Source organism: Azospirillum sp. FG154 (assembly GCF_057809575.1).
Map to the genome: position 1 here is coordinate 99,417 of NZ_JBMDKF010000012.1, position 24,458 is coordinate 123,874.

General features: G+C 65.2%; 30 protein-coding genes. 21 read left to right on the top strand and 9 right to left on the bottom strand.

Annotation, left to right across the window (positions count from 1 at the left end):
* Window positions 1-2 precede the first annotated feature (2 nt).
* From ACODS4_RS15485 to ACODS4_RS15500, 4 genes are read left to right on the top strand one after another with little or no spacing between them, the layout of a single operon-like run.
* Window positions 3-767: an HdaA/DnaA family protein gene (locus ACODS4_RS15485; RefSeq protein ID WP_488865140.1), complete on the top strand. Its 765-nt coding sequence runs from the start codon at window positions 3-5 to the stop codon at window positions 765-767.
* Entirely contained in the window at window positions 706-1,485 is a 780-nt protein-coding gene (locus ACODS4_RS15490; protein ID WP_488865142.1) for an SDR family oxidoreductase, read from the top strand. The genes ACODS4_RS15485 and ACODS4_RS15490 overlap by 62 nt, the downstream gene beginning before the upstream one ends.
* 15 nt (window positions 1,486-1,500) lie before the next feature.
* A complete protein-coding gene (locus ACODS4_RS15495; RefSeq protein WP_488865144.1) occupies window positions 1,501-1,767 on the top strand; it encodes a response regulator transcription factor in 267 nt (88 codons plus the stop codon).
* On the top strand, window positions 1,764-1,970 hold the full coding sequence (locus tag ACODS4_RS15500; protein WP_488865146.1) for a response regulator transcription factor: 207 nt from the start codon (window positions 1,764-1,766) through the stop codon (window positions 1,968-1,970). The genes ACODS4_RS15495 and ACODS4_RS15500 overlap by 4 nt, the downstream gene beginning before the upstream one ends.
* A 440-nt stretch (window positions 1,971-2,410) precedes the next feature.
* On the opposite strand, the gene ACODS4_RS15505 is transcribed toward ACODS4_RS15500, so the two are convergent.
* Window positions 2,411-2,587, bottom strand: coding sequence for a hypothetical protein (locus ACODS4_RS15505; RefSeq protein WP_488865148.1), 177 nt, complete (start codon window positions 2,585-2,587; stop codon window positions 2,411-2,413).
* A gap of 397 nt (window positions 2,588-2,984) precedes the next feature.
* Here ACODS4_RS15505 and ACODS4_RS15510 point away from each other — a divergent pair, with 397 nt between their 5' ends.
* From ACODS4_RS15510 to der, 4 genes are all read left to right on the top strand, one after another.
* Window positions 2,985-3,626: a response regulator transcription factor gene (locus ACODS4_RS15510; RefSeq protein WP_488865150.1), complete on the top strand. Its 642-nt coding sequence runs from the start codon at window positions 2,985-2,987 to the stop codon at window positions 3,624-3,626.
* 213 nt (window positions 3,627-3,839) lie between these two features.
* On the top strand, window positions 3,840-4,484 hold the full coding sequence (locus tag ACODS4_RS15515; protein ID WP_488865152.1) for a tetratricopeptide repeat protein: 645 nt from the start codon (window positions 3,840-3,842) through the stop codon (window positions 4,482-4,484).
* Window positions 4,485-4,487: 3 nt separating this feature from the next.
* Window positions 4,488-5,834 carry a PQQ-like beta-propeller repeat protein gene (locus ACODS4_RS15520; RefSeq protein WP_488865154.1) on the top strand — a complete coding sequence of 449 codons (1,347 nt, stop codon included), beginning with the start codon at window positions 4,488-4,490 and terminating at the stop codon, window positions 5,832-5,834.
* 51 nt (window positions 5,835-5,885) lie between these two features.
* Window positions 5,886-7,286: a ribosome biogenesis GTPase Der gene (der, locus tag ACODS4_RS15525; protein ID WP_488865156.1), complete on the top strand. Its 1,401-nt coding sequence runs from the start codon at window positions 5,886-5,888 to the stop codon at window positions 7,284-7,286.
* 142 nt (window positions 7,287-7,428) lie between these two features.
* On the opposite strand, the gene ACODS4_RS15530 is transcribed toward der, so the two are convergent.
* The 5 genes from ACODS4_RS15530 to map all read right to left on the bottom strand — a co-directional run bounded on the left by ACODS4_RS15530 (window position 7,429) and on the right by map (window position 11,124).
* Window positions 7,429-8,382 carry a hypothetical protein gene (locus ACODS4_RS15530; protein WP_488865158.1) on the bottom strand — a complete coding sequence of 318 codons (954 nt, stop codon included), beginning with the start codon at window positions 8,380-8,382 and terminating at the stop codon, window positions 7,429-7,431.
* 150 nt (window positions 8,383-8,532) lie between these two features.
* A complete protein-coding gene (locus tag ACODS4_RS15535) occupies window positions 8,533-8,988 on the bottom strand; it encodes a cupin domain-containing protein (protein ID WP_488865160.1) in 456 nt (151 codons plus the stop codon).
* Window positions 8,985-9,611, bottom strand: coding sequence for a Uma2 family endonuclease (locus tag ACODS4_RS15540; protein ID WP_488865162.1), 627 nt, complete (start codon window positions 9,609-9,611; stop codon window positions 8,985-8,987). The genes ACODS4_RS15535 and ACODS4_RS15540 overlap by 4 nt, the downstream gene beginning before the upstream one ends.
* Window positions 9,612-9,691: 80 nt before the next feature.
* Entirely contained in the window at window positions 9,692-10,300 is a 609-nt protein-coding gene (locus ACODS4_RS15545) for an NUDIX hydrolase (protein ID WP_488865164.1), read from the bottom strand.
* Window positions 10,300-11,124: a type I methionyl aminopeptidase gene (gene map / locus ACODS4_RS15550; protein WP_488865166.1), complete on the bottom strand. Its 825-nt coding sequence runs from the start codon at window positions 11,122-11,124 to the stop codon at window positions 10,300-10,302. The genes ACODS4_RS15545 and map overlap by 1 nt, the downstream gene beginning before the upstream one ends.
* A 163-nt stretch (window positions 11,125-11,287) precedes the next feature.
* On the opposite strand from map, the gene radA reads away from it, so the two are divergent.
* The 4 genes from radA (at window position 11,288) to ACODS4_RS15570 (ending at window position 15,710) form a co-directional block, all read left to right on the top strand.
* Window positions 11,288-12,694 (top strand): DNA repair protein RadA, encoded by a 1,407-nt coding sequence (gene radA / locus ACODS4_RS15555; protein ID WP_488865168.1) that lies wholly within the window; start codon window positions 11,288-11,290, stop codon window positions 12,692-12,694.
* Between the two features lie 12 nt (window positions 12,695-12,706).
* Window positions 12,707-13,393, top strand: a complete 687-nt coding sequence (locus ACODS4_RS15560) for a CvpA family protein (RefSeq protein ID WP_488865170.1) — start codon at window positions 12,707-12,709, stop codon at window positions 13,391-13,393.
* Window positions 13,394-13,481: 88 nt separating this feature from the next.
* The gene (gene purF, locus ACODS4_RS15565; RefSeq protein WP_488865172.1) at window positions 13,482-14,930 is read left to right on the top strand and encodes an amidophosphoribosyltransferase; all 1,449 of its coding nucleotides are present in this window, start codon (window positions 13,482-13,484) and stop codon (window positions 14,928-14,930) included.
* 72 nt (window positions 14,931-15,002) lie between these two features.
* Window positions 15,003-15,710 carry an SDR family NAD(P)-dependent oxidoreductase gene (locus ACODS4_RS15570; protein ID WP_488865174.1) on the top strand — a complete coding sequence of 236 codons (708 nt, stop codon included), beginning with the start codon at window positions 15,003-15,005 and terminating at the stop codon, window positions 15,708-15,710.
* A gap of 102 nt (window positions 15,711-15,812) precedes the next feature.
* On the opposite strand, the gene ACODS4_RS15575 is transcribed toward ACODS4_RS15570, so the two are convergent.
* The 3 genes from ACODS4_RS15575 to ACODS4_RS15585 form a co-directional block, all read right to left on the bottom strand.
* Window positions 15,813-16,001 carry a hypothetical protein gene (locus ACODS4_RS15575; RefSeq protein WP_298372431.1) on the bottom strand — a complete coding sequence of 63 codons (189 nt, stop codon included), beginning with the start codon at window positions 15,999-16,001 and terminating at the stop codon, window positions 15,813-15,815.
* Between the two features lie 105 nt (window positions 16,002-16,106).
* Window positions 16,107-16,301: an RSP_7527 family protein gene (locus ACODS4_RS15580; RefSeq protein WP_488865176.1), complete on the bottom strand. Its 195-nt coding sequence runs from the start codon at window positions 16,299-16,301 to the stop codon at window positions 16,107-16,109.
* A gap of 142 nt (window positions 16,302-16,443) precedes the next feature.
* Window positions 16,444-17,295, bottom strand: a complete 852-nt coding sequence (locus ACODS4_RS15585; RefSeq protein ID WP_488865178.1) for a hypothetical protein — start codon at window positions 17,293-17,295, stop codon at window positions 16,444-16,446.
* 58 nt (window positions 17,296-17,353) lie between these two features.
* Between ACODS4_RS15585 and ACODS4_RS15590 the strand changes: the two genes are divergently transcribed.
* From ACODS4_RS15590 to moaE, 9 genes are all read left to right on the top strand, one after another.
* Window positions 17,354-18,124, top strand: coding sequence for an SDR family oxidoreductase (locus ACODS4_RS15590; RefSeq protein WP_488865180.1), 771 nt, complete (start codon window positions 17,354-17,356; stop codon window positions 18,122-18,124).
* 404 nt (window positions 18,125-18,528) lie between these two features.
* Window positions 18,529-20,502, top strand: a complete 1,974-nt coding sequence (gene uvrC, locus ACODS4_RS15595) for an excinuclease ABC subunit UvrC (RefSeq protein WP_488865182.1) — start codon at window positions 18,529-18,531, stop codon at window positions 20,500-20,502.
* Between the two features lie 51 nt (window positions 20,503-20,553).
* Complete coding sequence (gene pgsA / locus ACODS4_RS15600) at window positions 20,554-21,150, top strand: CDP-diacylglycerol--glycerol-3-phosphate 3-phosphatidyltransferase (protein WP_488865184.1); 597 nt, start codon at window positions 20,554-20,556, stop codon at window positions 21,148-21,150.
* A 10-nt stretch (window positions 21,151-21,160) separates the two neighbouring features.
* A complete protein-coding gene (gene mobB, locus ACODS4_RS15605; protein WP_488865186.1) occupies window positions 21,161-21,664 on the top strand; it encodes a molybdopterin-guanine dinucleotide biosynthesis protein B in 504 nt (167 codons plus the stop codon).
* 139 nt (window positions 21,665-21,803) lie between these two features.
* Entirely contained in the window at window positions 21,804-22,019 is a 216-nt protein-coding gene (locus tag ACODS4_RS15610; RefSeq protein WP_488865188.1) for a hypothetical protein, read from the top strand.
* 7 nt (window positions 22,020-22,026) lie between these two features.
* Window positions 22,027-22,356, top strand: coding sequence for a hypothetical protein (locus ACODS4_RS15615; protein WP_488865190.1), 330 nt, complete (start codon window positions 22,027-22,029; stop codon window positions 22,354-22,356).
* 121 nt (window positions 22,357-22,477) lie between these two features.
* A complete protein-coding gene (gene moeA, locus ACODS4_RS15620) occupies window positions 22,478-23,731 on the top strand; it encodes a molybdopterin molybdotransferase MoeA (RefSeq protein WP_488865192.1) in 1,254 nt (417 codons plus the stop codon).
* A gap of 14 nt (window positions 23,732-23,745) precedes the next feature.
* Window positions 23,746-23,997, top strand: coding sequence for a molybdopterin converting factor subunit 1 (gene moaD / locus ACODS4_RS15625; protein ID WP_119830781.1), 252 nt, complete (start codon window positions 23,746-23,748; stop codon window positions 23,995-23,997).
* Window positions 23,998-24,001: 4 nt separating this feature from the next.
* On the top strand, window positions 24,002-24,454 hold the full coding sequence (gene moaE / locus ACODS4_RS15630) for a molybdopterin synthase catalytic subunit MoaE (protein WP_488865194.1): 453 nt from the start codon (window positions 24,002-24,004) through the stop codon (window positions 24,452-24,454).
* Window positions 24,455-24,458 lie beyond the last annotated feature (4 nt).

The following is a 24,458-nucleotide window of genomic DNA, read 5'->3' on the forward strand; positions in this document are numbered from 1 at the left end:
TGATGAGCGCTCCGGCGCAGATACCGCTCGATCTTGGGCACCGAACGGCGATGGGGTGCGAGGATTTCCTCGTCGCGTCCAGCAACGCCGACGCGGTGGCGTGGCTCGACCGCTGGCCCGTTTGGCCCGCCCCGGCCTTGACCGTCTATGGCCCGGCGGGCTGCGGCAAGACCCATCTGGGCCATGTCTGGCGGACGCGCAGCCGGGCGGTGATCGCCAACGGGGAAACGCTCGATCAAGCCGATTTGCCGGGTTTGTTGGCCACGGCGAACGCCGTGGTGGTCGAGGACGCCGACAAGGTGGCGGGGAAACCGGCGCGGGAAGAGGCGCTGTTCCATCTCTACAATCTGGCGCGCGAGCAGAACGGCCATCTGCTGCTGCTGTCGCGCAAGGCGCCGTCGCGTTGGCGGGCGCGGCTGGCCGATCTGCGCTCCCGCATCAAGGGCGCTCCGGCGGTGGAGGTGGCCGCGCCCGACGACGCGCTGCTCGCCGCCGTTCTGGTCAAGCTGTTCGCCGACCGCCAGTTGCGGCCAGGGTTGGAGGTCGTCACCTATCTGTTGACGCGGATGGAGCGTTCGCTCGACGCCGCCCGCCGGGTGGTGGCGGCGCTCGATCACGCCTCGCTGGCGGCGCACCGCCGGGTGACGGTTCCGCTGGCCCGCGAGGTGCTGGCGGGGTTGGAACAAATCACGGGAGAGAGTGACCATGGATCTGGGAATCGCCGGTCGTCGCGCGCTCGTCTGCGCGGCCAGCAAGGGGTTGGGTAAGGCCTGCGCGTCGGCCTTGGCGCGGGAGGGCGTTCACGTCACGCTGACCGCCCGCAGCGCCGAGACGTTGGAGGCGACCGCCGCCGAGATCCGCGCCGCCACCGGCGTGACCGTGACCACCGCCGTCGGCGACATCGCGACGGAGGAGGGGCGGGCCGCCGCGCTCAAAGCCTGTCCCGATCCTGACATTCTCATCAACAACGCGGGCGGCCCGCCGCCGGGCGATTTCCACGATTGGGAGCGCGAGGATTGGATCCGCGCGCTCGACGCCAACATGCTGGCGCCGATCTTTCTCATCAAGGCGACGGTTGACGGAATGATCGGGCGGCGCTTTGGCCGCATCGTCAACATCACCTCGGCGGCGGTGAAGGCGCCCATTCCCATTTTGGGGCTGTCAAACGGCGCGCGGGCGGGGTTGACCGGCTTCGTCGCCGGGTTGTCGCGCCAAACGGTCCGCCACAACGTCACCATCAACAACCTGCTGCCCGGCCCGTTCGAGACCGACCGTCTGCGGAAAACCATGGAGGGCGGCGCCAAGGCCGCCGGTCGCAGCGTCGATGACGAGATGGCGGCGCGGCGTCAAACCAACCCGGCTGCGCGCTTTGGCGATCCTGAGGAGTTCGGGGCCGCTTGCGCCTTCCTCTGTTCGGCCTCTGCTGGTTACATGACAGGGCAGAATGTTTTGCTGGATGGCGGCGCCTATGCGGGAACCCTGTGATCTGCGGGAGCGGGCGTGAAGCCGTTGCTTCCCATCCGCGTTCTGCTGGCCGATGACGCGCCTTTCATGCGGGCGCTGATTCTGATTCGCAGCAGTTTCCCCAAGGACGAACACCGCCTCGAATTTGTCGAGGCGGTGGATGGGAACGAGGCGGTGGCCTTGTACAAGGGGCATCGTTGCGACCTTGTTCGGCTGGACGTCAACATGCCGGGCCGGAACGGTCTTCAGGTCTTGGAGACGTTTTGCGCGCCTATGATCCGCAAGTTCATCTGCCAGGGGTGAACGGATTGGACGCGCTGGCCGAAATGAAGCGGCGGCGACCGGACGTCTACATCATCATGGTGTCGGGCGATGGGCGGTCTGAATCGGTCCGGACGGCCCGCGCTCAGGGCGCGGATGATTTCCTGTTGAAGCCCATCGATCCAGCCTTGTTCCGAAAGATGTGGTCCCGTTTCAAGGTGATGGCCGGAGCTGAGTTCCTGTAAGACGTCGGTTTTCCCCTTGGATGGGCGCGCGTCGCCTCACCTCACCTCACCTCACCTTACCTCACCCCACCCCAGAAGCAGCATGGTTTGAAGCGATCCGATCGCCGTTGCGATCCGTTCTCTTTGGGGAACGAACGCGGTCAAAAAAAGAACAAAATACAAACACCAGGATTGATGTGCATGGTTTGTTCTGGTATTGAATGGGAACATTAAGTGAACCGTGGAGGTTGGCATGTCGGTTCTGGCTTTCGTGCGTGAATGCGTGACGCTGGCGGTGCTGCTGGCGACGCTCTACGGCTGGTCGATGATCGGTCCCATTTTGACGCGGTGAAAAAACGGTTCCGCGCCGCGCGCCGCTCTGAAACGCCGATGAACGCTTGGCAGGGTTTTCCAAGCGCTCATCGGCAGCCGCGACGACGTGTCCGCCCGAACGTCACGCGTTACGGAGAATCGAGCGCGATGGCGGCGGCCACAACCCCGGCGACGCTGCCGATCAGCAACGCGACAATGGCGAGGCTGCGCAGAAATTGGCGAAACTCTCCTTGCTTCCAGGCGCTGCGCGCCAGAAGCAGAAGATACCCGACCATCGCCGCGCCGATGATCTGCCAACCCGTCATGTCGTCCCCATGTTTGTGGCGCCCGCGCGCGCATCCTAAGACCACACCAGCGACGGCGTGTCGTCAAGGCGTTGTCGGCCGCTGGTCGCCGGACCTGTGACGTCTGAAGAGGGGCGCTGTCTGCGATGATGTCCGCAGAGGCCAACACGGTCATCCTCTGACATTTGTTGCTATGACCTATGGGAAGGTGAACGCTGGCAAAACACCTGACGAAAGATATGCGGCCAAAGAAAGCAGCAAATGACCTATGGCTCTTGTTGGGATGCGAGCGCCTGACCGAACGTGATAACAATGCATCCCACCAGTTGCCGTCGGAGAGTCGATCCGCGCGTCACGAGGGCGCGCTGGGCGCAGGGTCCGACGCCCGCAAGGGGCGGCGAGCGAAAGTAACGGCGCCATGAAAATTCTGATCGGTGACGATCACCTGCTGTTCCGCGAAGGCCTGCGGCGTGTCCTCGAACAATTGCAAGACGACGCGTTGTTTGTTGAATCCGGCACCTTCAGCGAACTTCTCGATCATTGCCGGGACAATCAGGGCATTGATATTGTTTTGATGGATCTCCACATGCCGGGTTGGCCTGGATTTTCCGGCATCCGGGATGTTTTGGCCCTGCAACCCGGCGTCCCCGTCGTCATCGTGTCGGCGTCGGAGGCGCAAAGCGACATCCGCAGCGCCATCGACCATGGCGCCACCGGCTACATCCCCAAATCCAGCAGCGTCAAGGTGATGATGGGGGCGATCAATCTGGTGATGTCCGGGGGAATTTACGTGCCGCCCGGCGCGCTGGGAACCACAGTGGAATCGCCAAACCGCCGCCGCTTTCAGGAGCCTTTGGAGCGTCACGGCGGCTACGGTTTGACTCAGCGCCAGAGCGAGGTGTTGGATTGCCTGCGCCAAGGCAAATCCAACAAGCAGATCGCCTATGAGCTTGGCCTGTCCGAAGGCACCGTAAAAATTCACGTCACCGCGATTTTCAAATCGCTGGGCGTCAAGAACCGCACCCAGGCGGTGATCGCCGCCTCGGCCTTGACGGCGTGATCGGCGTTCGCGCGCGGATTTTCGTCAAATCGCCCTGTGGGATTGGAGAGGCGCGCGTCCTGCGCACTTGACGGGCGTGGTACCCAATGCTATCCGGCCCTGTGATGATGCCGAACCGCCCCTCCGGTTATGCTGGAGGCGTAGGTTTGGCGTGACCCGACCCAGCGCCCGTGCCGCCAACGGCCGCGCGAACAAGGACTGCACCGCAGGGCCATGAGCGATATTTTCCGCGAAGTTGACGAGGATCTGCGCCGGGACCGCGCGGAGCATGTCTTCAAACAATATGGCGGCTACATGATCGCCGCCGCCGTGGCCGTGGTCGTCGGCACCGGCGGTTACACCGCTTGGCGCAATTGGCAGCAGAACAAGCAGCAGCAGGACACCGCCGCGCTGGTCTCCGCCATTTCGCAGACCCAGCAGGGGCCGGAAAAAGGCGTGGAGGCTCTGGCCGCCTATGCGGGCGGCGCCGAGGTTCGCATGGCCGCGCTCGCCCAATTCAACGCGGCGGCGCTGTTGGTCCGCCAGGGCAAGGCCGCTGACGCCGCCACCATTTATGACGGCGTCGCCGCCAACGGCTCGGTCGATCCGGCGTACCGCGATCTCGCCACCCTGCTGGGGGCGATGCAGCGCGTCGAAACCGGCGATCCGGCGCAGCTCGCCGCCAAGCTGGCCCCCTTGACCGCCGAAAGCAGCCCCTGGCGCTTCACCGCGCGGGAGCTGACGGCGGTGCTCGCCCTGCGGGGCGGCGACACGGCCAAGGCGCGCGGCCTGTTCCAGCAACTGGCGGACGACGCTCTGGCCCCTGCGGGTGTCCGGTCGCGCGCCGCTGATCTCGCTTCCCTTTACGGCAAGACCTGAACGATGACCACGGCTCGCAACATCCGCCGTTCGGCGCTTCTGTCCGCTTCGCTGCTCGCCGTCCTTCTGGGCGGCTGCGACACCGTAGGCGACTGGTTCGGCAAAACGCAGGATCCGCCCCTGCCGGGCCAGCGCGTTTCGGTTCTGACCCGTGAGCGCAAGGTGGAGCCGGACGCCCGTCTGGCCGACGTCGCCGTGACGGTTCCGTCGCCGACCGTCAACGCCGCCTGGGCGCAACCCGGCGGCGCGCCGGACCATGCCATGGGCCATCTCGCTTTGGCGGCAAACCCGGTTGAGGCGTGGCGTGGCGACGTCGGCGCCGGGTCGAGCAGCTCGCGCATGCTGCTGGGCGTCCCGGTGATCGCCGATGGCCGCGTGTTCGCCATGGACGCCGACGCCCATGTGTCGGCTCTGAACGAGCGCACCGGCGGGTCGGTTTGGCGCGTCGACACCAAGCCCGAAAATGAACGCGGCGGCGCGACCGGCGGCGGCGTGGCCTACGCCGACGGCCGTCTGTTCGCCGCGACGGGGTACGCCGAAGTCATGGCGCTGGATCCCGCGAACGGCTCCATCCTGTGGCGCAAGCGCGTCGCCGGTCCGGTGCGCGGCGCGCCGACGGTGGTTGGCGGGCGCGTTCTGGTTCTGACGCTGGACAACCAACTGGTCGCCCTGTCGGCCAGCGATGGCGAGGTTCAGTGGTCGCACCAGGGCATTCTGGAAACCGCTGGTCTGTTGGGGGCCGCCAGCCCGGCGGCGGACGGTTCGCTGGTGGTGGCGCCGTATTCGTCGGGCGAGTTGTTCGGCTTGCGTCCGGAAAATGGCCGGGTGTCGTGGCAGGAAAGCCTGGCGGCCATCCGCCGCACCGGCGCGTTGAGCAATCTGGCCGACATTCGCGGCCTGCCGGTGATGGATCGCGGCGTTGTTTACGCCATCGGCCATTCGGGCCGCATGGTCGCCATCGACCAGCGCATCGGCAACCGCGTTTGGGAAACCGAAGTCGGCGGCGTGCAAACGCCCTGGCTGGCTGGCGACTATCTCTATGTCGTGACCAACGACCAGGAGGTCGTGGCCGTGACTCGTCAGGCGGGTCAGGTCCGTTGGGTCGCGCCGCTGCAACGTTACGACGATCCCCAGGACAAGAGCGGCCCCATCGTTTGGGCGGGGCCGGTTCTGGCCGGGGGGCGCCTGTGGGTGGCCGGATCGAACGGCGTTCTGCTGGGCCTGTCCACCGCCAATGGCAAGATCGAGGTGACGCGCTCCTTGCCCGCCGCCGCCTTTCTGCCGCCGATCGTCGCCAACAACACTCTCTATGTCTTGTGCGACAACGGATCGCTCGTCGCCTTCCGTTGATCGTTCGTGAAGTCTTTTGCTTCTTGTCTGCTTTAGGAGGCCTTTGGCCCCATGTCGTTCACAGTCGTTCTCGTCGGTCGGCCGAATGTCGGCAAATCGACCCTGTTCAACCGCTTGGCTGGCAAGAAGCTGGCTTTGGTGGACGACACGCCGGGCGTCACCCGCGATTGGCGCTCGGCCCCCGGCCATGTCGGCGGCCTGTCCTTCACCGTGGTGGACACCGCCGGGCTTGAGGATGTGACCGACGACAGTCTGGAGGCGCGCATGCGCCGCCAGACCGAGCAGGCGCTGGAGCGCGCCGACGTCGCCCTGTTCATGATCGACGCGCGGGCCGGGGTGACTCCGCTCGACCGCCATTTCGCCGCGCTGCTGCGCAAGATCAAGACCCCGGTCCTGCTGGTCGCCAACAAGACCGAAGGCAAGGCGTCGAAGTCCGGCCTCTATGAATCCTACGAGCTGGGCCTGGGCGATCCGATCCCGCTGTCCGCCGAGCATGGCGAGGGGATGGCCGATCTGGTCGAAGCCCTGATGCCCTACGACAAGGAAGGCGACGTGGAGGAGACGGAGGAGGAGGTCGTCGAGAGCGTCGGCGACCGTCCGATTCCCATCGGCGACCAGCCCGAACCCGCCGAGGATCTGGTCAAGCCGATTCAGATCGCCATCGTTGGCCGTCCGAACGTCGGCAAATCGACCCTGTTGAACAGCCTGGTTGGCGAAGAGCGCGTGTTGACCGGCCCGGAAGCCGGGATGACGCGCGACGCCATCAGCGTCGATTGGCAATGGCGCGACCGCCGGTTCAAACTGGTGGACACCGCCGGGATGCGCCGCCGCGCCCGCGTTGATGAAAAGGTCGAAAAGCTGGCGGTCGCCGACACGCTGCGCGTCATCCGCATGGCCAATGTCGTGGTGCTGGTGGTGGACGCCGAGGCGATCCTCGACAAGCAGGATCTGACCATCGCCCGGATGGTGATCGAGGAGGGCCGCTCGCTGGTCATCGCGATCAACAAATGGGACATCGTCGATGACCGCGCCATGGCGCTGCGTCAGGTCGAAGACAAGCTGGAAGCGGCGCTCGGCTACATCAAGGGCGTGAAGGTCGTCACCATCTCGGCCTTGAAGGGCCACAAGCTCGACACGCTGCTGGATGGGATTCTGGCGACCTACGCGGTGTGGAACCGCCGCATCTCGACCGCGCAGTTGAACCGCTGGATCGGCGGCGTGCTCGACCATCACCCGCCGCCCTTGATCGAAGGCCGCCGGGTGAAGATCCGCTACGTCACCCAGGTGAAGACCCGCCCGCCGACCTTCGCGCTGTTCGTGAACAAGCCGTTGGAACTGCCGGAAAGCTATCAGCGCTACTTGATCGCCGACCTGCGCGATAGCTTCGACCTGCCCGGCGTGCCGTTGCGTCTGCTGCTGCGCAAGGGCAAGAACCCCTACGCCGACGAATAATAGGGCGCAGATCAAATCTAAAACGTGAAAAAAGGCCTCGCGAAGCGAGGCCTTTTTTCAATAAGTTCTATACGGATAATGTGAAGAAGCCTGAGGTATTCGCGTTTTAATCGGAGTTATCAGTCTCTCTTGAAGTTCTTGCTCAAGAAGTGCCATTATCTCCTTCGCGTTCCTCTGTGTCTCGGCTTCCTTCTCGCCCCTCTGGGGTTTGTTCTTGGTCTCTTCCATTTAATTCTCCTTCGGCATCCTCGTCGCTGCACATTTCAGTTGACAGATACTCAATCTGTGCATTTTCAACGCCTTGTTTCGGAAGTAAGGCAAGTTCACCTAAGGCGTTTTCTAAAAGTGTCAAGCTTGGAGTCGGCTCTCGAACATCTCTAAATATATATCCGGCTTCCTCTCTGTCAATTACGAAACCGTGGTCAGGATATGAGTTTACCAGATAATCCAAAAATTGCGGGGATACCAATGATTTGGAGAGTTGCGAAAGCCTTGCTCCGTATGCTCTTGTAATATTCATTGCACGAGCGTTTTCTCCGACCTTCATGGGTTCAACTTGAGCAAAAACAGGATCTAATAAACCAACCACCATCTTTGCAGATAGTTCCGCTGCTAGGCGTGTTGAAATACCTGTTTCACGTCGAACCGTTTTAAGCAAACTAATGAACATGCGAGAGGCGGTTGATTCAAGAGTTTTCATGGTGGCATCCATTAAAAGGCCAGATGCCATTTCGTCAAGTTCATCTTGTTTCGCAATTTGTATATCAAGGGGACCTAGTTCTCCTTTGTTACTTATGTATAAAGAAGAGCTGGCCATGGCAATTAATGTGCCGGCGCTTTTGCACCATCCTGGGATAAAGGCGTGAAATTTTTTATAGCTTCTCTGAAGAAGTCTAGCTATTTTATAGGCAGCATCTGGATCGCCACCTGGTGTGATCAATAATAATATAACGTTCTCTCTTTTGAATTTTCTTTTTGAAATCTCATCAGTCAACTTTAACCAATTGCCTTGCGAAATACCCCCATTGTAAAAAAGTATGTCTGAGTTTAAATCTGAAGCGGCGTGGTTAGCTAAATCGTAAACCTCTTTTTTCATTCTTGGATGCCTCTTGTGAGTATCGATAGTTGCGTTGAGATTTCATAAACTATCTGGAATGATGTCGCTATAATTTTTTGAAAAATGAATTCCGGCGCTCAATTGATCCAAAAAATTCTTAAAAATCCGATCAATTTGAATGCCTTGTGCTCATAGCGGTTCCCAGCCCGGCGGCGCCAGGGTGAAGCCCGCGAAGTCAAAGGCGGGCGCCACCGTGCAACTGACCAGCGACCAAGCGCCCAAACTGCGGGCCGACTGCCACGCGCCCACCGGCACGACCGCCTGTGGGCGTTCGCCGTTTTGGAGGTCCATGCCAAGCCGACAGCGCTGGGTGGTCGGCGTCTGCGCCGCCGGGCCGTGGGCCGGATCATGGATCGACAGTTCCAGCGGCGCGCCGCCGTGCCACAGCCAGATTTCCACGGCGTCGACCGTATGCCAGTGCGACCGCTCGCCCGCCGTCAGCAGAAAATAAATGGCGGTGACGCTGCCCCGCCCACCCGGCGGATCGGTCGGCGCGCGGTAGGTCTCGACGTAACAGCCGCCCTCCGGGTGTGGTTGCAGGCCAAGCAGGGCGATCAGTTGGTCGGGCGTCATGTCAGCGCTCATGGTGTAAGTCGTGCCTCCGTCGCCCCGGCGCCGTCGTCTGGACCATCATCCAGGCTTTCCAGATCGAAGGGGGTTTCCGTGTCCTCGTAAATCACGGACAGCGGCACATCGACGCCCAGCGCCGGAATCCGCAAAACGCCCTGTTCGCCCGTCACCACCTCGTGCAGCCAGTTCGCTCCCTCGCGACGAACGCTTTCCACAGCGGCGACGCGCTGGTTCACGATCACATATTGGGCCAGCGAGGGCAGGGTGCGGTAGGCGGTGTTTTTCACCAAGCGATCACGGTTGGTCGTGCTGTCGGACAGGACCTCGACGATCACCAAAGGTTCGGTCGCCAGCCGGTCCTGGTCGCTCAGCCGGGCGCAAGTGACGAACACGTCAGGGTAGAAGAGGGAGCCGTCGGCGGCAATCTTCATGTTTTCCTGAAACACCCGGCAGGGCGTGCCGCGCAAAGCCGAACGCAGCGCGGTGTAGAGGTTGCCGGAGATTTGGTTGTGCGCGACAGTTCCGCCCGTCATGGCGACGATCTCGCCATGAATGAATTCGTGGCGCTCGTCCTGCCGATCCTCCCAGACGAGGAATTCGGCCATCGTCATCGACCGATGTTTGCGCAACGCCCCCATGCCAGCCTCCGGCTTTACACCCCTGTCAGGCTAACACGGCCTCCCCGCGTCCGCCATCATGCCCGCCATCATGCCCGCCATCACGCCCCATCACGCCCCTTGGCCGCCATGCCCAGACCGGCGCGCAGTTCCGGCACCAGCATGGCGCCCAGCATGGCGATGACCGGCAGGAAGGCGTATTCGCCGCGCGCCGCCGCGTCGATCAGATCCTTGGGCGTGTGGAGTTCGATCCGCATGTCCTCCAGGTCGCCGTTGTCGGGTTCGGCCACCTTGCGGGCGTTTTTGGCGTGGAACATGTGGCAGGCGCAGCCGCGATGATTGCCCTGCACCACATAGTCGCCCAGCGCCGTCCAATCGTCGGCTTCATAGCCGGTTTCCTCCAGCAGCTCGCGCTTGGCGGCGGCCAGCGGATCCTCGCCGGGGGAGATCGCGCCCGCCGGGAAGGTCAGGCTGACGCGGCGGGCGCCGTGCTTGTAGGTGCGCAGCATGACGACGTGGCCGTCTTCGGTCTCGACGAACATCAGGGCGTAATCGGGCTGCTCCACCTGATAGAAGCTTTCCACCCGCCGACCGTCGGGCAACTCCACGGTTTCGGCGCGCACCTTCAAGTAAGGGCTGGCGTCGAGAAGGTCACGGCTGCCGAGAATTTTCCAGGGCTTCAGCGCGTCCTTTTCGGAATCGTCGCTCATCATGCGGCCCCATAGGGCGGTTGGGTGAAACCGGCGGGGGAGAGGGTGAAGATCTCGCAGCCATCCTCGGTGATGCCGATCTGATGCTCGAACTGGGCGGAGAGCGAGCGGTCGCGCGTCACCGTGGTCCAACCGTCGGACAGGATTTTCACCTCGTGCCGCCCGGCGTTTATCATCGGTTCGACCGTGAAGACCATGCCGGGTTGCAGCACCACGCCGGTTCCAGGCTTGCCGTAATGATCGACGTGCGGGGCGTCGTGGAAAACCTGACCGATGCCATGCCCGCCGAAATCGCGCACCACCGAACAGCGGTTGGCCTCCGCCAGGGTTTGGATGGCGTGGCCGATGTCGCCAAGGGTGGCGCCCGGCTTGGCCTGGGCGATCCCGGCCATCATGCAGCGATAGGTCAGATCGACCAGCTTGCGCGCTTTGATCCCAACCTTGTCGCCGACGAAATACATCCGGCTGCTGTCGCCGTACCAGCCGTCCAGGATCACCGTCACGTCGATGTTGACGATGTCGCCGTCGGCCAAGCGCTTGTCGTCGCTGGGGATGCCGTGGTTGACGACATGGTTGGGCGAGATGCAGCAGGCCTTCGGGTAGCCGTGATAGCCGATGGTGGCGGGAATCCCGCCCCGGTCGCGCTGGAATGTCTCGACCAAGCGGTCGAGATGGCCGGTGCTGACCCCCGGCACGACGTGGGGGCCGATGTAATCCAACGTCTCCGCCGCCAAACGGCACGCCTTGCGCAACGCCGCGAACGCTTCCGGTCCATGCAGGACGATGCGCTTGCCTTCCTTATCCGCCACGAAACCCTCGGTCATCTGAATGTTCGACGCTGGTCTGCGCCGTCGCCACCCTACCATCATGGCGCGCCGAAAAAAGCCCCGGTGAAAAGCCCCGGCCTTTTCCGGGCTTCGCCCATAGGATTCCGGGGAGCGTCTTGCTATATGTCGGCGGTCTCGCCCTCATAGGACCACCTGAGTTTTGGCCAAGCCCACCACCCGCTATGTGTGCCAGTCCTGCGGCGCGTCCTTCCCGAAATGGGCGGGGCGGTGCGACGCCTGCGGCGAATGGAACAGCCTGATCGAAGAGGCGGCGCCCGACAGCGCGCCCAAGGGGTTGGGCGCCGGGCGTGGGCGGCGGTTGGAGTTTTTCGGGCTGGCCGGATCGAGCAGCGCGCCGCCCCGCCGACTGACCGGCATCGCCGAGTTTGACCGGGTGTGCGGCGGCGGTTTGGTTCCCGGATCGGCCATCCTCATCGGCGGCGACCCCGGCATCGGCAAATCCACCCTTCTCCTCCAGGCGATGGCGCGCTTGGCGCAGGAGCATCGCTGCGCCTACGTCTCGGGCGAGGAGGCGGTGGATCAGGTGCGGTTGCGCGCCCAACGGTTGGGCTGCGCGTCGGCCCCGGTCAATCTGGCCTCGGCCACCAACGTGCGCGACATCGTCGCCTCGCTGGACGAGACCAACGGGCCGGAGATCATCGTCATCGATTCCATCCAGACCATGTATGTGGACAATCTGGACAGCGCCCCCGGCACCGTCGCCCAGGTCCGCGCCAGCGCGCAGGAGCTGATTCGCGTCGCCAAGCGGCGCGGCGTCGTTCTGCTGCTGGTCGGCCACGTCACCAAAGAGGGGATGATCGCCGGGCCGCGCGTGTTGGAGCATATGGTCGACACCGTCCTCTATTTTGAAGGCGAGCGCGGCCACCAGTTCCGCATTCTGCGCGCCGTGAAGAACCGCTTTGGCCCGACCGACGAAATCGGCGTGTTCGAGATGGGCGACGGCGGCTTGGGCGAGGTCGCCAACCCGTCGGCGCTGTTTTTGGCCGAACGGCGCGGCGACGTGTCGGGCGCCGCCGTCTTCGCGGGAATGGAAGGCACCCGTCCGGTGTTGGTGGAGGTGCAGGCGCTGGTCGCCCCCTCGCCGTTGGGCACCCCGCGCCGGGCGGTGGTCGGTTGGGATTCGGCGCGGCTCGCCATGGTTCTGGCGGTGCTGGAGGCGCGTTGCGGCGTGCAGATCGGGGCCAACGACGTCTATCTGAACGTGGCGGGCGGCCTGCGCGTCACCGAACCGGCGGCGGATCTGGCGGTGGCGGCGGCGCTGGTGTCGTCGCTGACCGGCGAGCCGGTTCCGGCGGACGCCGTGGTTTTTGGCGAGCTTGGCCTGTCGGGCGAGGTGCGCGCCGTCGGCCAGAGCGACACCCGATTGAAGGAAGCCGCCAAGCTGGGCTTTTCCTCCGCGATTTTTCCGGCTAGACGAACGGGAGCGCGGGGCGGGCGCGGCGACAACGGTTTGAAGACGGTGGAACTCCACCATCTGGGCGAGTTGATGCCGCTGTTCCAGCCGGGCGCGCGGCCACAACGGTCGCGCCATCGCGACGAGGATTGAGAGCGTTAGGCCATGGAGAATTTTCCCGTCAACCCGGCGGACGCCGCCGTTATCGCCGTGCTGCTGTTGGCCGCCTTGCTGGCCTTCACCCGTGGCATGGTGGCCGAAGTCCTGTCGGTCGCCTCGTGGGCGGGGGCCGGCGTGGCGACCTTGTACGCCTTGCCCTATGTCCTGCCGCTGGTGCAGCAGCGCATCAAATTCGAGATGCTGGCCTACGCCATCGCGTCCGTCGGCGTCTACATCGTCGCGTTGATCGTGCTGACCATTTTGGGGCGGTCGCTGTCGCGCGGGGTGCAGAACTCCAGCCTGTCGGCGCTCGACCGCTCGCTGGGCTTCGTCTTCGGACTGGCCAAGGGCGCGGTTCTGGTGTCGGTGGCCTATCTGTTCTTCATCTGGCTGGTGCCGAACACGGCGGAACATCCGGTCTGGTTGCAGACGGCGAAAACCCGGCCCTTCCTCGCCACCGGCGCGGCGCTGGTCTATGAGATCGTCCCGGAGAATTTGCGCAAGGAAAGTCTGGGGCAACTGGACATGGCGCGGGACCGCGCCAAGCAGGCGGTGGAGGCCAAGGAGGCGCTGGACCGCCTGTCGACTCCGGTGCCCAGCCCTTCAAAGACCGGGGGTGCGCCGCCAACCGATACCGGCTATAAGGACCGCGAACGCGGCGACCTTGAACGGCTGATTCAGAATGCGCGATGAGTCGCGCCGCTCGACGCTCTGTAATACTGCGCTGACTCCGGCTGATGGCGCCCCTGCGACTGGGCGCTTTTAACGAAGGACTCCTGAGATGCTGACGACGCATCCGTTTGACGACGACAAGCTGCGCGAAGAGTGCGGCGTGTTCGGCATCTACGGCAACCCGCAAGCGGGCGCCATCACCGCGCTGGGGCTGCACGCCCTGCAACATCGCGGGCAGGAGGCGGCGGGCATCGTCAGCTTCGACGGCAGCCGCTTTCATCTTCAGCACACGCTGGGCCTCGTCGGCGACCATTTCAGCTCCGAGGCGATCATCGCCAAGCTGAAGGGCGCCTCGGCCATCGGCCATGTCCGCTACGCCACCACCGGCGACACCTCGATCCGCAACGTTCAGCCGCTTTACGCCGATTTTGAGTTCGGCGGCTTCGCGTTGGCCCACAACGGCAATCTGACCAACGCGCAGACCCTGCGCCGCCAACTGGTCCGCCGGGGTTGCCTGTTCCAATCCTCCACCGACACCGAGGTCATCGTCCATCTGATGGCGACGGCGCGCGGCGGTTCGCCGGTGGACCGGCTGATCGAGGCGGTGCGTCAGGTCGAGGGCGCCTTCTCGCTGGTGGCGTTGACCGCCAACAAGGTGATCGGCGTGCGCGACCCGCTGGGCGTGCGTCCGCTGGTGCTGGGCAAGCTGGGCGACGTCCACATGCTGACCAGCGAGACCTGCGCGCTCGACATCGTCGGGGCCGAGCTGGTGCGCGACGTCGAACCGGGCGAGATGATCGTCATCGACGCCGACGGCGTCCACAGCCTGCGCCCGTTCCAGCCGCAGGGCCGCCGCTTCTGCATTTTTGAGTACATCTATTTCGCCCGGCCCGACAGCGTGATGGAGGGAACCTCCGTCTATCAGGCCCGCCAGCGCATCGGGCGCGAGTTGGCGCGCGAAGCGGGCGTTCCCGCCGACGTCATCGTGCCGGTGCCCGACAGCGGCGTTCCGGCGGCTCTCGGCTATGCCCAGGAAGCGGGCGTGCCGTTCGACCTCGGCATCATCCGCAACCATTATGTCGGTCGCACCTTCATTGAGCCGACCGACCAGATCCGCCATCTGGGCGTCAAGCTGAAGCACAACGCCAACCGGGCGATGATCGAGGGCAAGCGCGTCGTTCTGGTGGATGATTCCATCGTGCGCGGCACGACCTCCAAGAAGATCGTCGAGATGGTGCGCGCCGCCGGGGCCGCCGAGGTGCACATGCGCATCTCCAGCCCGCCGACCTCGCACCCCTGCTTTTACGGCATCGACACGCCCGAACAGAGCAAGCTGTTGGCGCATCGCCTGTCGGTTGAAGAGATGCGCGATTTCATCCAGGCCGACAGCTTGGCCTTCATCTCGCTCGACGGTCTGTACCGCGCGATGGGCGAGGAGAAGCGCGACCCGGCCAATCTGAGCTATTGCGACGCCTGCTTCACCGGAGAATACCCGATCGCGCTGACCGACGCGCTGGACAGCCCGACGAGCGAGCCGGGCGTTCCGGCGCGGGCGTAAGCGATTGAAGACGCCCTCTCCCATTCTGGGGGAGGGCTATAAGACCCGTTTCAACCAATCGAGCTTGATCCCATGTCCCGTTTGTCCGGTCGCATCGCTCTTGTCACCGGCGCGTCGCGCGGCATTGGCGCCGCCGTCGCCAAGCGATTCGCCGCCGAAGGCGCGCACGTCATCCTGACCGCCCGCACCGTCGGCGGGCTTGAGGAGGTGGACGACGCCATCCTGAAGGCCACCGGGCGCAACGCCACCCTGGTTCCGTTCGATTTGCGCGATTACGACAAAATCGACCAGTTGGGCTTTTCGATCTACGAGCGTTTCGGCAAGCTCGACATTCTGGTCAGCAACGCGGGCGCCCTGGAGGCGCTTGGCCCCATCGCCCAGTATGATCCCAAGCTGTGGTCGCGGGTGATGGATCTGAACGTCACGGCGAATTACCGGCTGATCCGCTCGCTGGACCGCCTGCTGCGCACGTCGGAGTCCGGGCGCGCGCTGTTTGTGACCTCGGCGGCGGCCAAGGCGCCCTATCCCTATTGGAGTCCCTATGGGGCCAGCAAGGCGGCGCTGGAAATGATCGTGAAGACCTACGCGATGGAAATCGCCGCGTCGCCGCTGCGGGTCAACCTGATCGACCCCGGCGTGGTGGCGTCCAAGCTGCGGACGCAAGCCTTCCCGGGCGAGGATGCGAAAACCATCACCCAGCCCGATGAGATCACCGACCGTTTCGTCGATCTGGCGGAGGCGGCCTGCACGCTGCACGGCGAAATTGTGTCGGCGCAATAAACGAGACGCCACAATAAAACCAATCGCAACGAACAAACGCCAAGGGGCGGAGACAGCGGCGCCAGCCGACCGTCTCCGCCCCTTGGCGTTTGCGCAGAAGCGTCAGCCGAGGGCGCGTTTGCCCAGCGTCATCGCTTCTTGGCTGTTGGTGCCGATCACGCCAATGTTGTCGCCCGCCGCCGTGACGATGACGGCGTTGGAATCGGCGTCCCGAACGATCGGCCAGACGCTCAGCAGGCGTTCCGGGGTGTCGCGGAGTTCATAGGTTCGGCCCGTGTGCAGCAGAGACAACGCGATGTTCCTTGCAAGGATAAGACGAATCGGACAGCGCCGCCGATGACGGCGCCGGTCACGATCCGTACAGCTTTAGCAGAAATCGCCGCCGCCGTCTGTCGATCAATGGGCGTGGGGCGTCAGAGCGGGGCCATGGCCCACCGGGCCATGGTTGGAGGCGGCCTCACCGCCGAACAGGGCCGCGCGCAGCTTGCCGAACAGGTCGCGCATGTAGTCGGCGCGCATCTGCCGGGCGGCGAGCATGATCTCGTCGTGGGTGCGGGGATCGCGCTCGTAAAGGGGGGCGTTCATGGACATGGCTGGGGAATCTCCTCGTTGACGAGAGACGTCCCCTCCCTGGACTTTCTTGATTCTGGTTGTGAGGATAGGACAACAAGGCTGCCTCAAGAAACGCGCATCGCGCATCGCCGTCCCTCGCTTCGGGCATCCGCTGGGCCAATCAATGGGCGGGCGGGCAATCCGTGGCCCGCCCCTTTGCGGCCAGATCCGTGACGATGGCGCCGACGTCGAACCAGCCGCCCACGCTGTGCCGCAAATCACGCTGGCGATCCTGCTCCGGCGCCGGGGCGATGTCCCACAGCCAGGACATGTCGGGGGCGGGCAGGGGCAGGCCCCAGGACGAATCCTCGCGCTCCACCACCGCGCCGCCGCTCAGCCACAGGCTTTCGACGTCGCTGAACAGGGCGGCGCGTTCCGCCAGCCCGGCCAACCAGCGCAGATGATCGGCGGCGAGCCGCTGGGCGAAGGCCAGCCGCGCGGCGTCGGGGACGGTCGGGGCGCGGCGCTCGATGGCGTCCAGCGGCATCAGCGGCAATTGCGAGAGCAGATTGCAGGAGACGGCGAAGGCGCAGGGCGCGGCGCTGTCGGGAAGGGCGGGCGGAGCGAACTCGCTTGGCGGCTCCCGCCCCTGCTCCAACGCCCGCTCCAACGGGGCGAGCGCGCCCGTCACGTCCAAGGCGACCAACCGAACCTTTGGCGTCCGAGCGACTCGTCTGCGAACGGACCGGGTGTGAACGATGTCGACCAACAGAACCTCGTCGAACCGGGCGACCAGCTCCTCCAGGGGAATTTCGATCAACAGCCCCGATCCAAGGACCACAGCCTGTCCGCCTTTGGGGGCCTGTTCCGCCGCCTGCGTGATGAAGCGGCGGCAGGCGGCGACGTGGGGCGCCCAGCTTTGACGCTGGCGACGGTGACGGGATCCCAGCGCCACCGCTTCGGACAGATAGCCCAACCGGCGGGCCAGCGGGTCGCATGGGGTTGTCAGATACTCAAAAGCTTCGCGCAACATCCTTGGCTCTCCTCCGTCCCCCCTTGACCCGCAGCGGTGGCAAGGTACCTATGACGGCATGGTTGAGATCAAGAGGAAAGCGGCTCTCGTCACCGGGGCCGGCAGACGCATCGGGCGGGCCATCGCGCTCGATCTGGCGGCCCAGGGTTGGGCCGTCGCCGTGCATTATCACCGTTCGGTCCGCGCGTCGGCGGAGGTTGTGGCGCAGATCGTCCAAGCGGGCGGGCGGGCCGTCGCCCTGTCCGCCGATCTGGGGCGTGAGGCGGAGGTGCAGGCGTTGCTGCCCGCCGCCGTCGAACGGCTTGGCCCGCTGACTCTTCTGGTCAACAACGCCTCGCGCTTCGAGCGCGACGGGGTGGAGGACGCGACCCGCGAAAGCTGGGACACGCATATGGAGGCCAACCTCCGCGCTCCCTTCGTCCTGTCGCAGGCCTTCGCCGCCCATCTGCCGCCGGAGGAGCGCGGCCTGATCGTCAATCTGCTGGATCAACGGGTGTGGAACCCGACGCCGCATTTTCTCTCTTACACCCTGTCCAAGATGGGGCTGTGGGCGCTGACCCGAACCTTGGCCCAGGCGCTGGCTCCGCGCATCCGCGTCAACGGCATCGGCCCCGGCCCGACCCTGCGCAACGACCGACAGACCGAAGCCGAGTTCACCGCCCAGTGGGAGGCGACCCCGTTGGGGCGTGGCGCAACCCCGGACGAGATTTGCGCCGCCATTCGTTTCCTGCTCGCCGCCCCGGCCATGACCGGCCAAATGATCGCCCTGGACGGGGGGGAACATCTGGGATGGGCGCAGCCCGCGCATGGCTTCGTGCCGGTCGAGTAGCCGCCGCTCCCGCTCCGTTCACCGACTCCGCGCGTGGGAATTTGTCGCCCGGCGGCCAGGACGGCGCCGGAAAGGACCGCGCGTTTTACACAGGTGTCCAGACCGGCGCAAGAGGGCGTTTGCAGTCAATGACATTTTTGTGCCGCAGCGTCATTTGACGCGCTTGACTCGGAGCTGACGTAAAGAAATCAAAGACTTAACGAAAATGCCTAATTTTTGAGCATACGTCTGAGAGTCCTTGCGGCGCTTGGCTTCCGACCCCTTCCCCCCTTTGTTATCGACAAACTTATCCACAGGATCGGTGGATAGTCTGCGGCGACCTGCGGGCAAGGGTGAGTCGCCGCGCGGCGCCCATGACGCGGCGGGTGGTTGACCGCGCGCGTCGGCTCGACGACAGTCGGGCCATGTCCGACACGCATTCCTCCGACACGCATTCCTCCGACACCCCGCCCGGCTCCGGGGCGGCCTCCGCGCCCGACGCGCCCGACCCGGTGAACGGCGCGCCCGTCCGCGCGCGCCGCCGTCCCGCCGACCTGGCGCGCGGCGTCGAGATCATTCGCGAGCATCTGAAAACCCTGCCGCAGACGCCGGGCGTCTACCGGATGCTGGCGGGCGACGGGGCGGTGCTCTATGTCGGCAAGGCGCGCAATCTGAAACGCCGGGTGACGAACTACACCCAGGTCGTCAAGCTGCCGGTCCGCCTTCAGCGCATGGTGTCGGAAACCGAAAGCATGGAGTTCGTCACGACCCACACCGAGGTCGAGGCGCTGCTGCTGGAATCGAACCTCATCAAGCGGCTGGCGCCGCGTTACAACGTGCTGCTGCGGGATGACAAAACCTTCCCGCACATCATGATAACCAAGGACCACGACTACCCGCAGCTCACCAAGCATCGTGGGGCGCGCGGGCGGGACGCCGATTATTTCGGCCCCTTCGCGTCGGCGGGCGCGGTCAACCGGACGATCACCGCCTTGCAGCGCGCCTTTCTGCTGCGCAACTGCGCCGACACGGTGTTTTCCTCGCGCACCCGGCCCTGTCTGCAACACCAGATCAAGCGCTGCACCGCGCCCTGCGTCGCCCGCGTGACGCCGGAGGAGTATCAGGCCCAGGTCGGGCAGGCCCGCGCCTTTCTGGCGGGCAAGAGCCGCGACATCCAGACGGAGTTCGTCGCCCAGATGATGGCGGCGTCCGACGCGATGGATTTCGAGACGGCGGCGCGCTACCGCGACCGCATCCGCGCCCTGACCGCCATCCAGGCCCATCAGGACATCAACGTCGAAGGGGTGGTGGAGGACGCCGACGTGGTGGCGGCCCACAGCGAGGGCGGCGTCACCTGCATCCAGATCTTCTTTTTCCGGGGCGGTCGCAACTACGGCAACCGCGCCTATTTCCCCAGCCACGACAAGGCCGCCGAGATCGAGGAGGTGCTGGCCGCCTTCATCGCCCAATTCTACGAGAACAAGGCCGCCCCGCCGCTGGTGCTGGTCAGCCACGCCCTGCCCGAACTCGATCTGTTGACGGAGGCGTTGAGCCTGCGCGCCGACCACAAGGTCGAGCTGATCGAACCCAAGCGCGGGGAGAAGCGGCGCATCGTCGATCACGCCTTGACCAACGCGCGCGAGGCGCACGGGCGGCGGCTGGCCGAAAGCTCCTCGCAAGCGCGGCTGTTGGAGGGGGTGGCGACCGTCTTCGGGTTGGATTCGCCGCCGGAGCGGGTGGAGGTCTACGACAACTCCCACATCCAGGGCGCGCACGCCATCGGCGCCATGATCGTGGCGGGACCGGAGGGCTTCATCAAGAACGCCTACCGCAAATTCAACATCCGCACCGAAGGCGCGGCGGGCGACGATTTCGCCATGATGCGCGAGGTGCTGACCCGCCGATTCGGGCGCGCCATCAAGGAAGACCCCGAACGCACGCTGGGAAGCTGGCCCGATCTGGTGTTGATCGACGGCGGCATCGGCCAGTTGAACGTGGCGCGCGACGTCCTCGCCGAGCTTGGAATCGACGACGTGACGCTGGTCGGCATCGCCAAGGGGCCGGACCGCGACGCCGGGCGCGAGCATTTCCTGATCGAAGGCCGCGCGCCCTTCCAGATGGAGCCGCGCGACCCCGTTCTCTATTTCCTGCAACGGCTGCGCGACGAGGCGCACCGCTTCGCCATCGGCACCCACCGGGCCAAACGCACCAAGGCCATCGGCAAATCCCCCATCGACGAGGTGCCCGGCATCGGCCCCGCCCGCAAGAAGGCGCTGCTTCATCATTTCGGCAGCGGGGCGGCGGTGGCGCGGGCCGGGCTGGCCGATTTGGAGGCGGTGGAGGGCGTCAGCCGGACGGTTGCAAAAAAGATATACGATCACTTCCATCCCGACGGTTAGAATGCGCGCGCCCGCCTCTTTCGCCCCCTCCAGCGGTTCGAGCCTCTGACCATGTTGACCAGCCTGCCCAACCTGCTGACCCTGTCGCGTATCGCGGTCATCCCGCCGGTCGTCGGCCTGTTCTATGTGACGGAGGCGTGGGCGGCCTACACGGCCTGCGCGCTCTATGGGGCGGCCTGCGTCACCGACTGGTTCGACGGCTATCTGGCGCGCGCCTGGGCGCAGGAAAGCGTGATCGGCAAGTTCCTGGACCCCATCGCCGACAAGCTGCTGGTGGCGGCGACGCTGATTATGCTGGTCGGCTTCGACCGGCTGAACGGCCTGTCGATTCTGCCCGCCGTGGTCATCCTGCTGCGCGAGGTGCTGGTGTCGGGCCTGCGCGAGTATCTGGCGGGCCTGCATGTCGGCGTGCCGGTGACGTGGCTGGCCAAATGGAAGACGGCCATCCAGATGGTCGCGCTGGGCTTTCTGATCGTCGGCGATTACGGCCCGGCGGAGTTCCCCGTCACCTTCGTCGGCACCGTCGGCCTGTGGATCGCGGCGGCGCTGACCTTCTACACCGGCTGGGATTACATGCGGGCCGGGCTGATCCACATGATGGCCGAACAAAAGCCGGTCCCGCCCCAATCCGCCCGCCGCGTCGGTTGAGGGCGATCCGATGAAAATTTTTGGCCTTACCGGCTGGAGCGGCAGCGGCAAGACGGCGCTGATGGTCCGGCTGATTCCGGCGCTGACTGCGCGGGGCCTGCGCGTCTCGACGGTCAAGCACGCCCACAAGGGCTTCGACATCGACCATCCGGGCAAGGACAGCCACAACCACCGCGCGGCCGGCGCCACGGAGGTGCTGGTCAGCTCGCCCCGCCGCTGGGCCTTGATGCACGAGCTGCGCGACGACGAACCGGAACTGACCCTGTCCGAACTGGTCGCCAAGCTGTCGCCGGTCGATCTGCTGCTGATCGAAGGCTTCAAACGCGAACCGCACGCGAAGATCGAGGTTTGGCGGGCGGCGGTGGACAAGCCGCTGATCGCGGCGGACGATTCCAGCATCGTCGCGGTGGCCAGCGACGGCCCGGTTCCCGATTGCCCGGTTCCCGTGCTGGATTTGAACGACGCCGAAGCGGTGGCGGCCTTTGTGGTGGAGCGTTGCGGGTTGGCGGGATAAAAAGAAGAGAAACGCCAGAGGTCCTATCCTTTTTGGCGAGTATGGTCTTTGCTTTCACGCCATAAGAGGGTAACGTTCGCCAAATCAGGGTTGGTCGCGGTTGACGAAACCCGACAACAAGCGAACATTGGAGGGACGCATGGCTATGGTGGAGTTGGTTATGGAACCAGCAGACAAGCCGCGCGCCTCCGTAACTCCATCCCGCAAGCCCGCCCGGTCCAAAGCCGAACGGACTGTCGAGATGGTGGAGGCGCAGCAGTCGCAAAAGCAGAAGCTCAACGCCCTGGTGACGACCTTGAAGGCCAAAGCGGACGCTGAGGGTCCGGCCTACTGGAAAAAAAGCCTGAAGGGTTGATTTGGTTGTGGGTCCGGTCGTTCCACAGACGCGCCCCAAGGCGCGGGCCGAGGTTGATTTTGGCGGCGATTTCTTGGAGGAGCGAAGCAAGCTTTCCGACGCCGAGCGCGCGCGGTTGGATCAAATCGTTGAAGCGCTCACGAAACAGCCGAACCGGCCCGCCGATCAGGAGTTTATCAACACCCCCGTGGGGGTGATGCGCGCCCACAAGAACCGGGGCGTTTATGCGCTCTATCAGCTTTTCTCAAACGAGCCGCCGACGCCCTATCGCCTGAAATTCTGGCATTGCGGACGGTGCAGCCGTTTGAACGGTCGCGATGTGTTTGACTTTGAATGATCCGGGGGACCGCCCGGCGTCCCGATTTCCGGTTCGAGCGGGCGGAGCGGATCGCCGACGCCCTCTTGTGACCATTTCCCCCTTCGCAGCCAAGGGGCTGGCGGACTAGACTGCCCGCATCATGGTTCAACTCAGCAACGATTGCTTCGCCTTCGGCGGCGAGATGATGACGGTGGACCGGGCGCTGGCGCGGCTGGCCGAACGGGTTTGCCCGGTGACGGGGCTGGAGGGCGTCGCCCTGACCGACGCGCTGGGCCGGGCGCTGGCCGCCGACCACGTCGCCCCCTTCAGCGTGCCGCCGCACGACAACGCGGCGGTCGATGGCTACGCGGTGTTCTTCGACGACCTCGACCCGAACGGCCCGACCCGGCTGCCCGTCACCGCGCGGGTGGCGGCGGGGCAGGCATCGCCGCGACCGGCCAACCGGGGGGAGGCGGCGCGCATCTTCACCGGCGCGCCGATGCCCGCCGGGCTGGACACCGTGTTCATGCAGGAGGATTGCCGGGCGGAAGACGGCTTTGTCACCCTGCCGCCGGGCGTCCGGCGCGGCGCGAACCGCCGCTTGGCGGGGGAGGACGTGACGCGGGGATCCGTGGTGCTGACCGCCGGGCGGCGTTTGCGGCCCGAGGACGTCGGCCTGCTCGCCTCGCTGGGCTGCCGCCGGGTGGAGGTGCGGGCGCGGCTGCGCGTCGCCGTCTTTTCCACCGGCGACGAGGTGCGGGATCCGGGCGCGGCGCTCGACGCCGGGTCGGTCTATGACGCCAACCGCTATTCCCTGATGGCGCTGCTGGCCCGGTTGGGCTGCGCCGTGACCGACCTGGGCATTCTGCCCGACCGTTTCGAGACGATCCGCGACCGGCTGGCCGAGGCGGCGCGAAGCCACGACGCGCTCATCACCTCGGGCGGCATGTCCACCGGGGAGGAGGATCACGTCAAGGCGGCGGTGGAGGCCACGGGGCGGCTCGATTTCTGGCGGCTGGCGATCAAGCCGGGCCGTCCGGTGGCGCTGGGCCGGGTGGGGGAGGCGGTCTTCGTCGGGCTGCCCGGCAACCCGGTCGCCGTCGTCGTCACCTTTCTGCGCGTCGCCCGCCCGATTCTGCTGCGGCTGATGGGGGCGGCGGACGAAACGCCGACGCTCTATCCGGTGCGCGCCGCCTTCGCGTACAAGAAAAAACCCGGTCGGCGGGAGTATCTCCGCGCGTCGCTCAGCCGCGACGCCGATGGCCAGTTGCGCGCGACGAAGCACCCGCGCGACGGGGCCGGGGTCTTGTCGTCCCTGGTCGAATCCGACGGGCTGATTGAGTTGGCCGAGGATGTGGCGCGGGTCGAACCGGGCATGCTGGTGGATTTTCTGCCCTTCAACGACGTTCGGTGATGTGAGGTCCGATGATGAAGATTTTCTATTTCGCCTGGCTGCGGACCAAAATCGGCGTGCCGTCGGAAACCGTCGATCTCCCCGCCGAGGTCAAGACCGTCGGCGCGCTGGTCGATTGGCTGAAGACCCGCAGCCCCAAACACGCCGAGGCGCTGGCCAACAGCAAAGTGGTCAAGGTCGCGGTGAATCAGGAGCATGTCCCCTACGATCACCCCATCGAACCGGGGGACGAGGTGGCCTTGTTCCCGCCGGTCACGGGGGGCTGAGGCGGTGGCGATCCGGGTCCAGGCGGAGGATTTCGACGTCGGCGCCGAATACGTCGCGCTGACGCGCGGGCGGACCTCCGTCGGTGGGGTGACGCTGTTTTCCGGGCTGGTGCGCGACATGGCGGGCGGCGCGGCGGTCAGCGCCATGACGCTGGAGCATTACCCCGGCATGACCGAAAAGCAGTTGGAGGCGATCGAGGCGGCGGCGCGGCGGCGCTGGCCGCTCGACGACGTGCTCATCATCCACCGCTATGGACGGTTGGAGCCGGGCGACCAAATCGTGCTGGTCGCCACCGCGTCGGCCCACCGCGACGCGGCGTTCGATTCCTGCCGCTTCCTGATCGACTGGCTGAAAACCAAAGCGCCCTTTTGGAAGCTGGAGGCCATCCCCGACGGCGAACGCTGGGTCGAAGCCAAGGACAGCGACGACAGCGCCGCCGCCCGTTGGAATCCCTGATGCG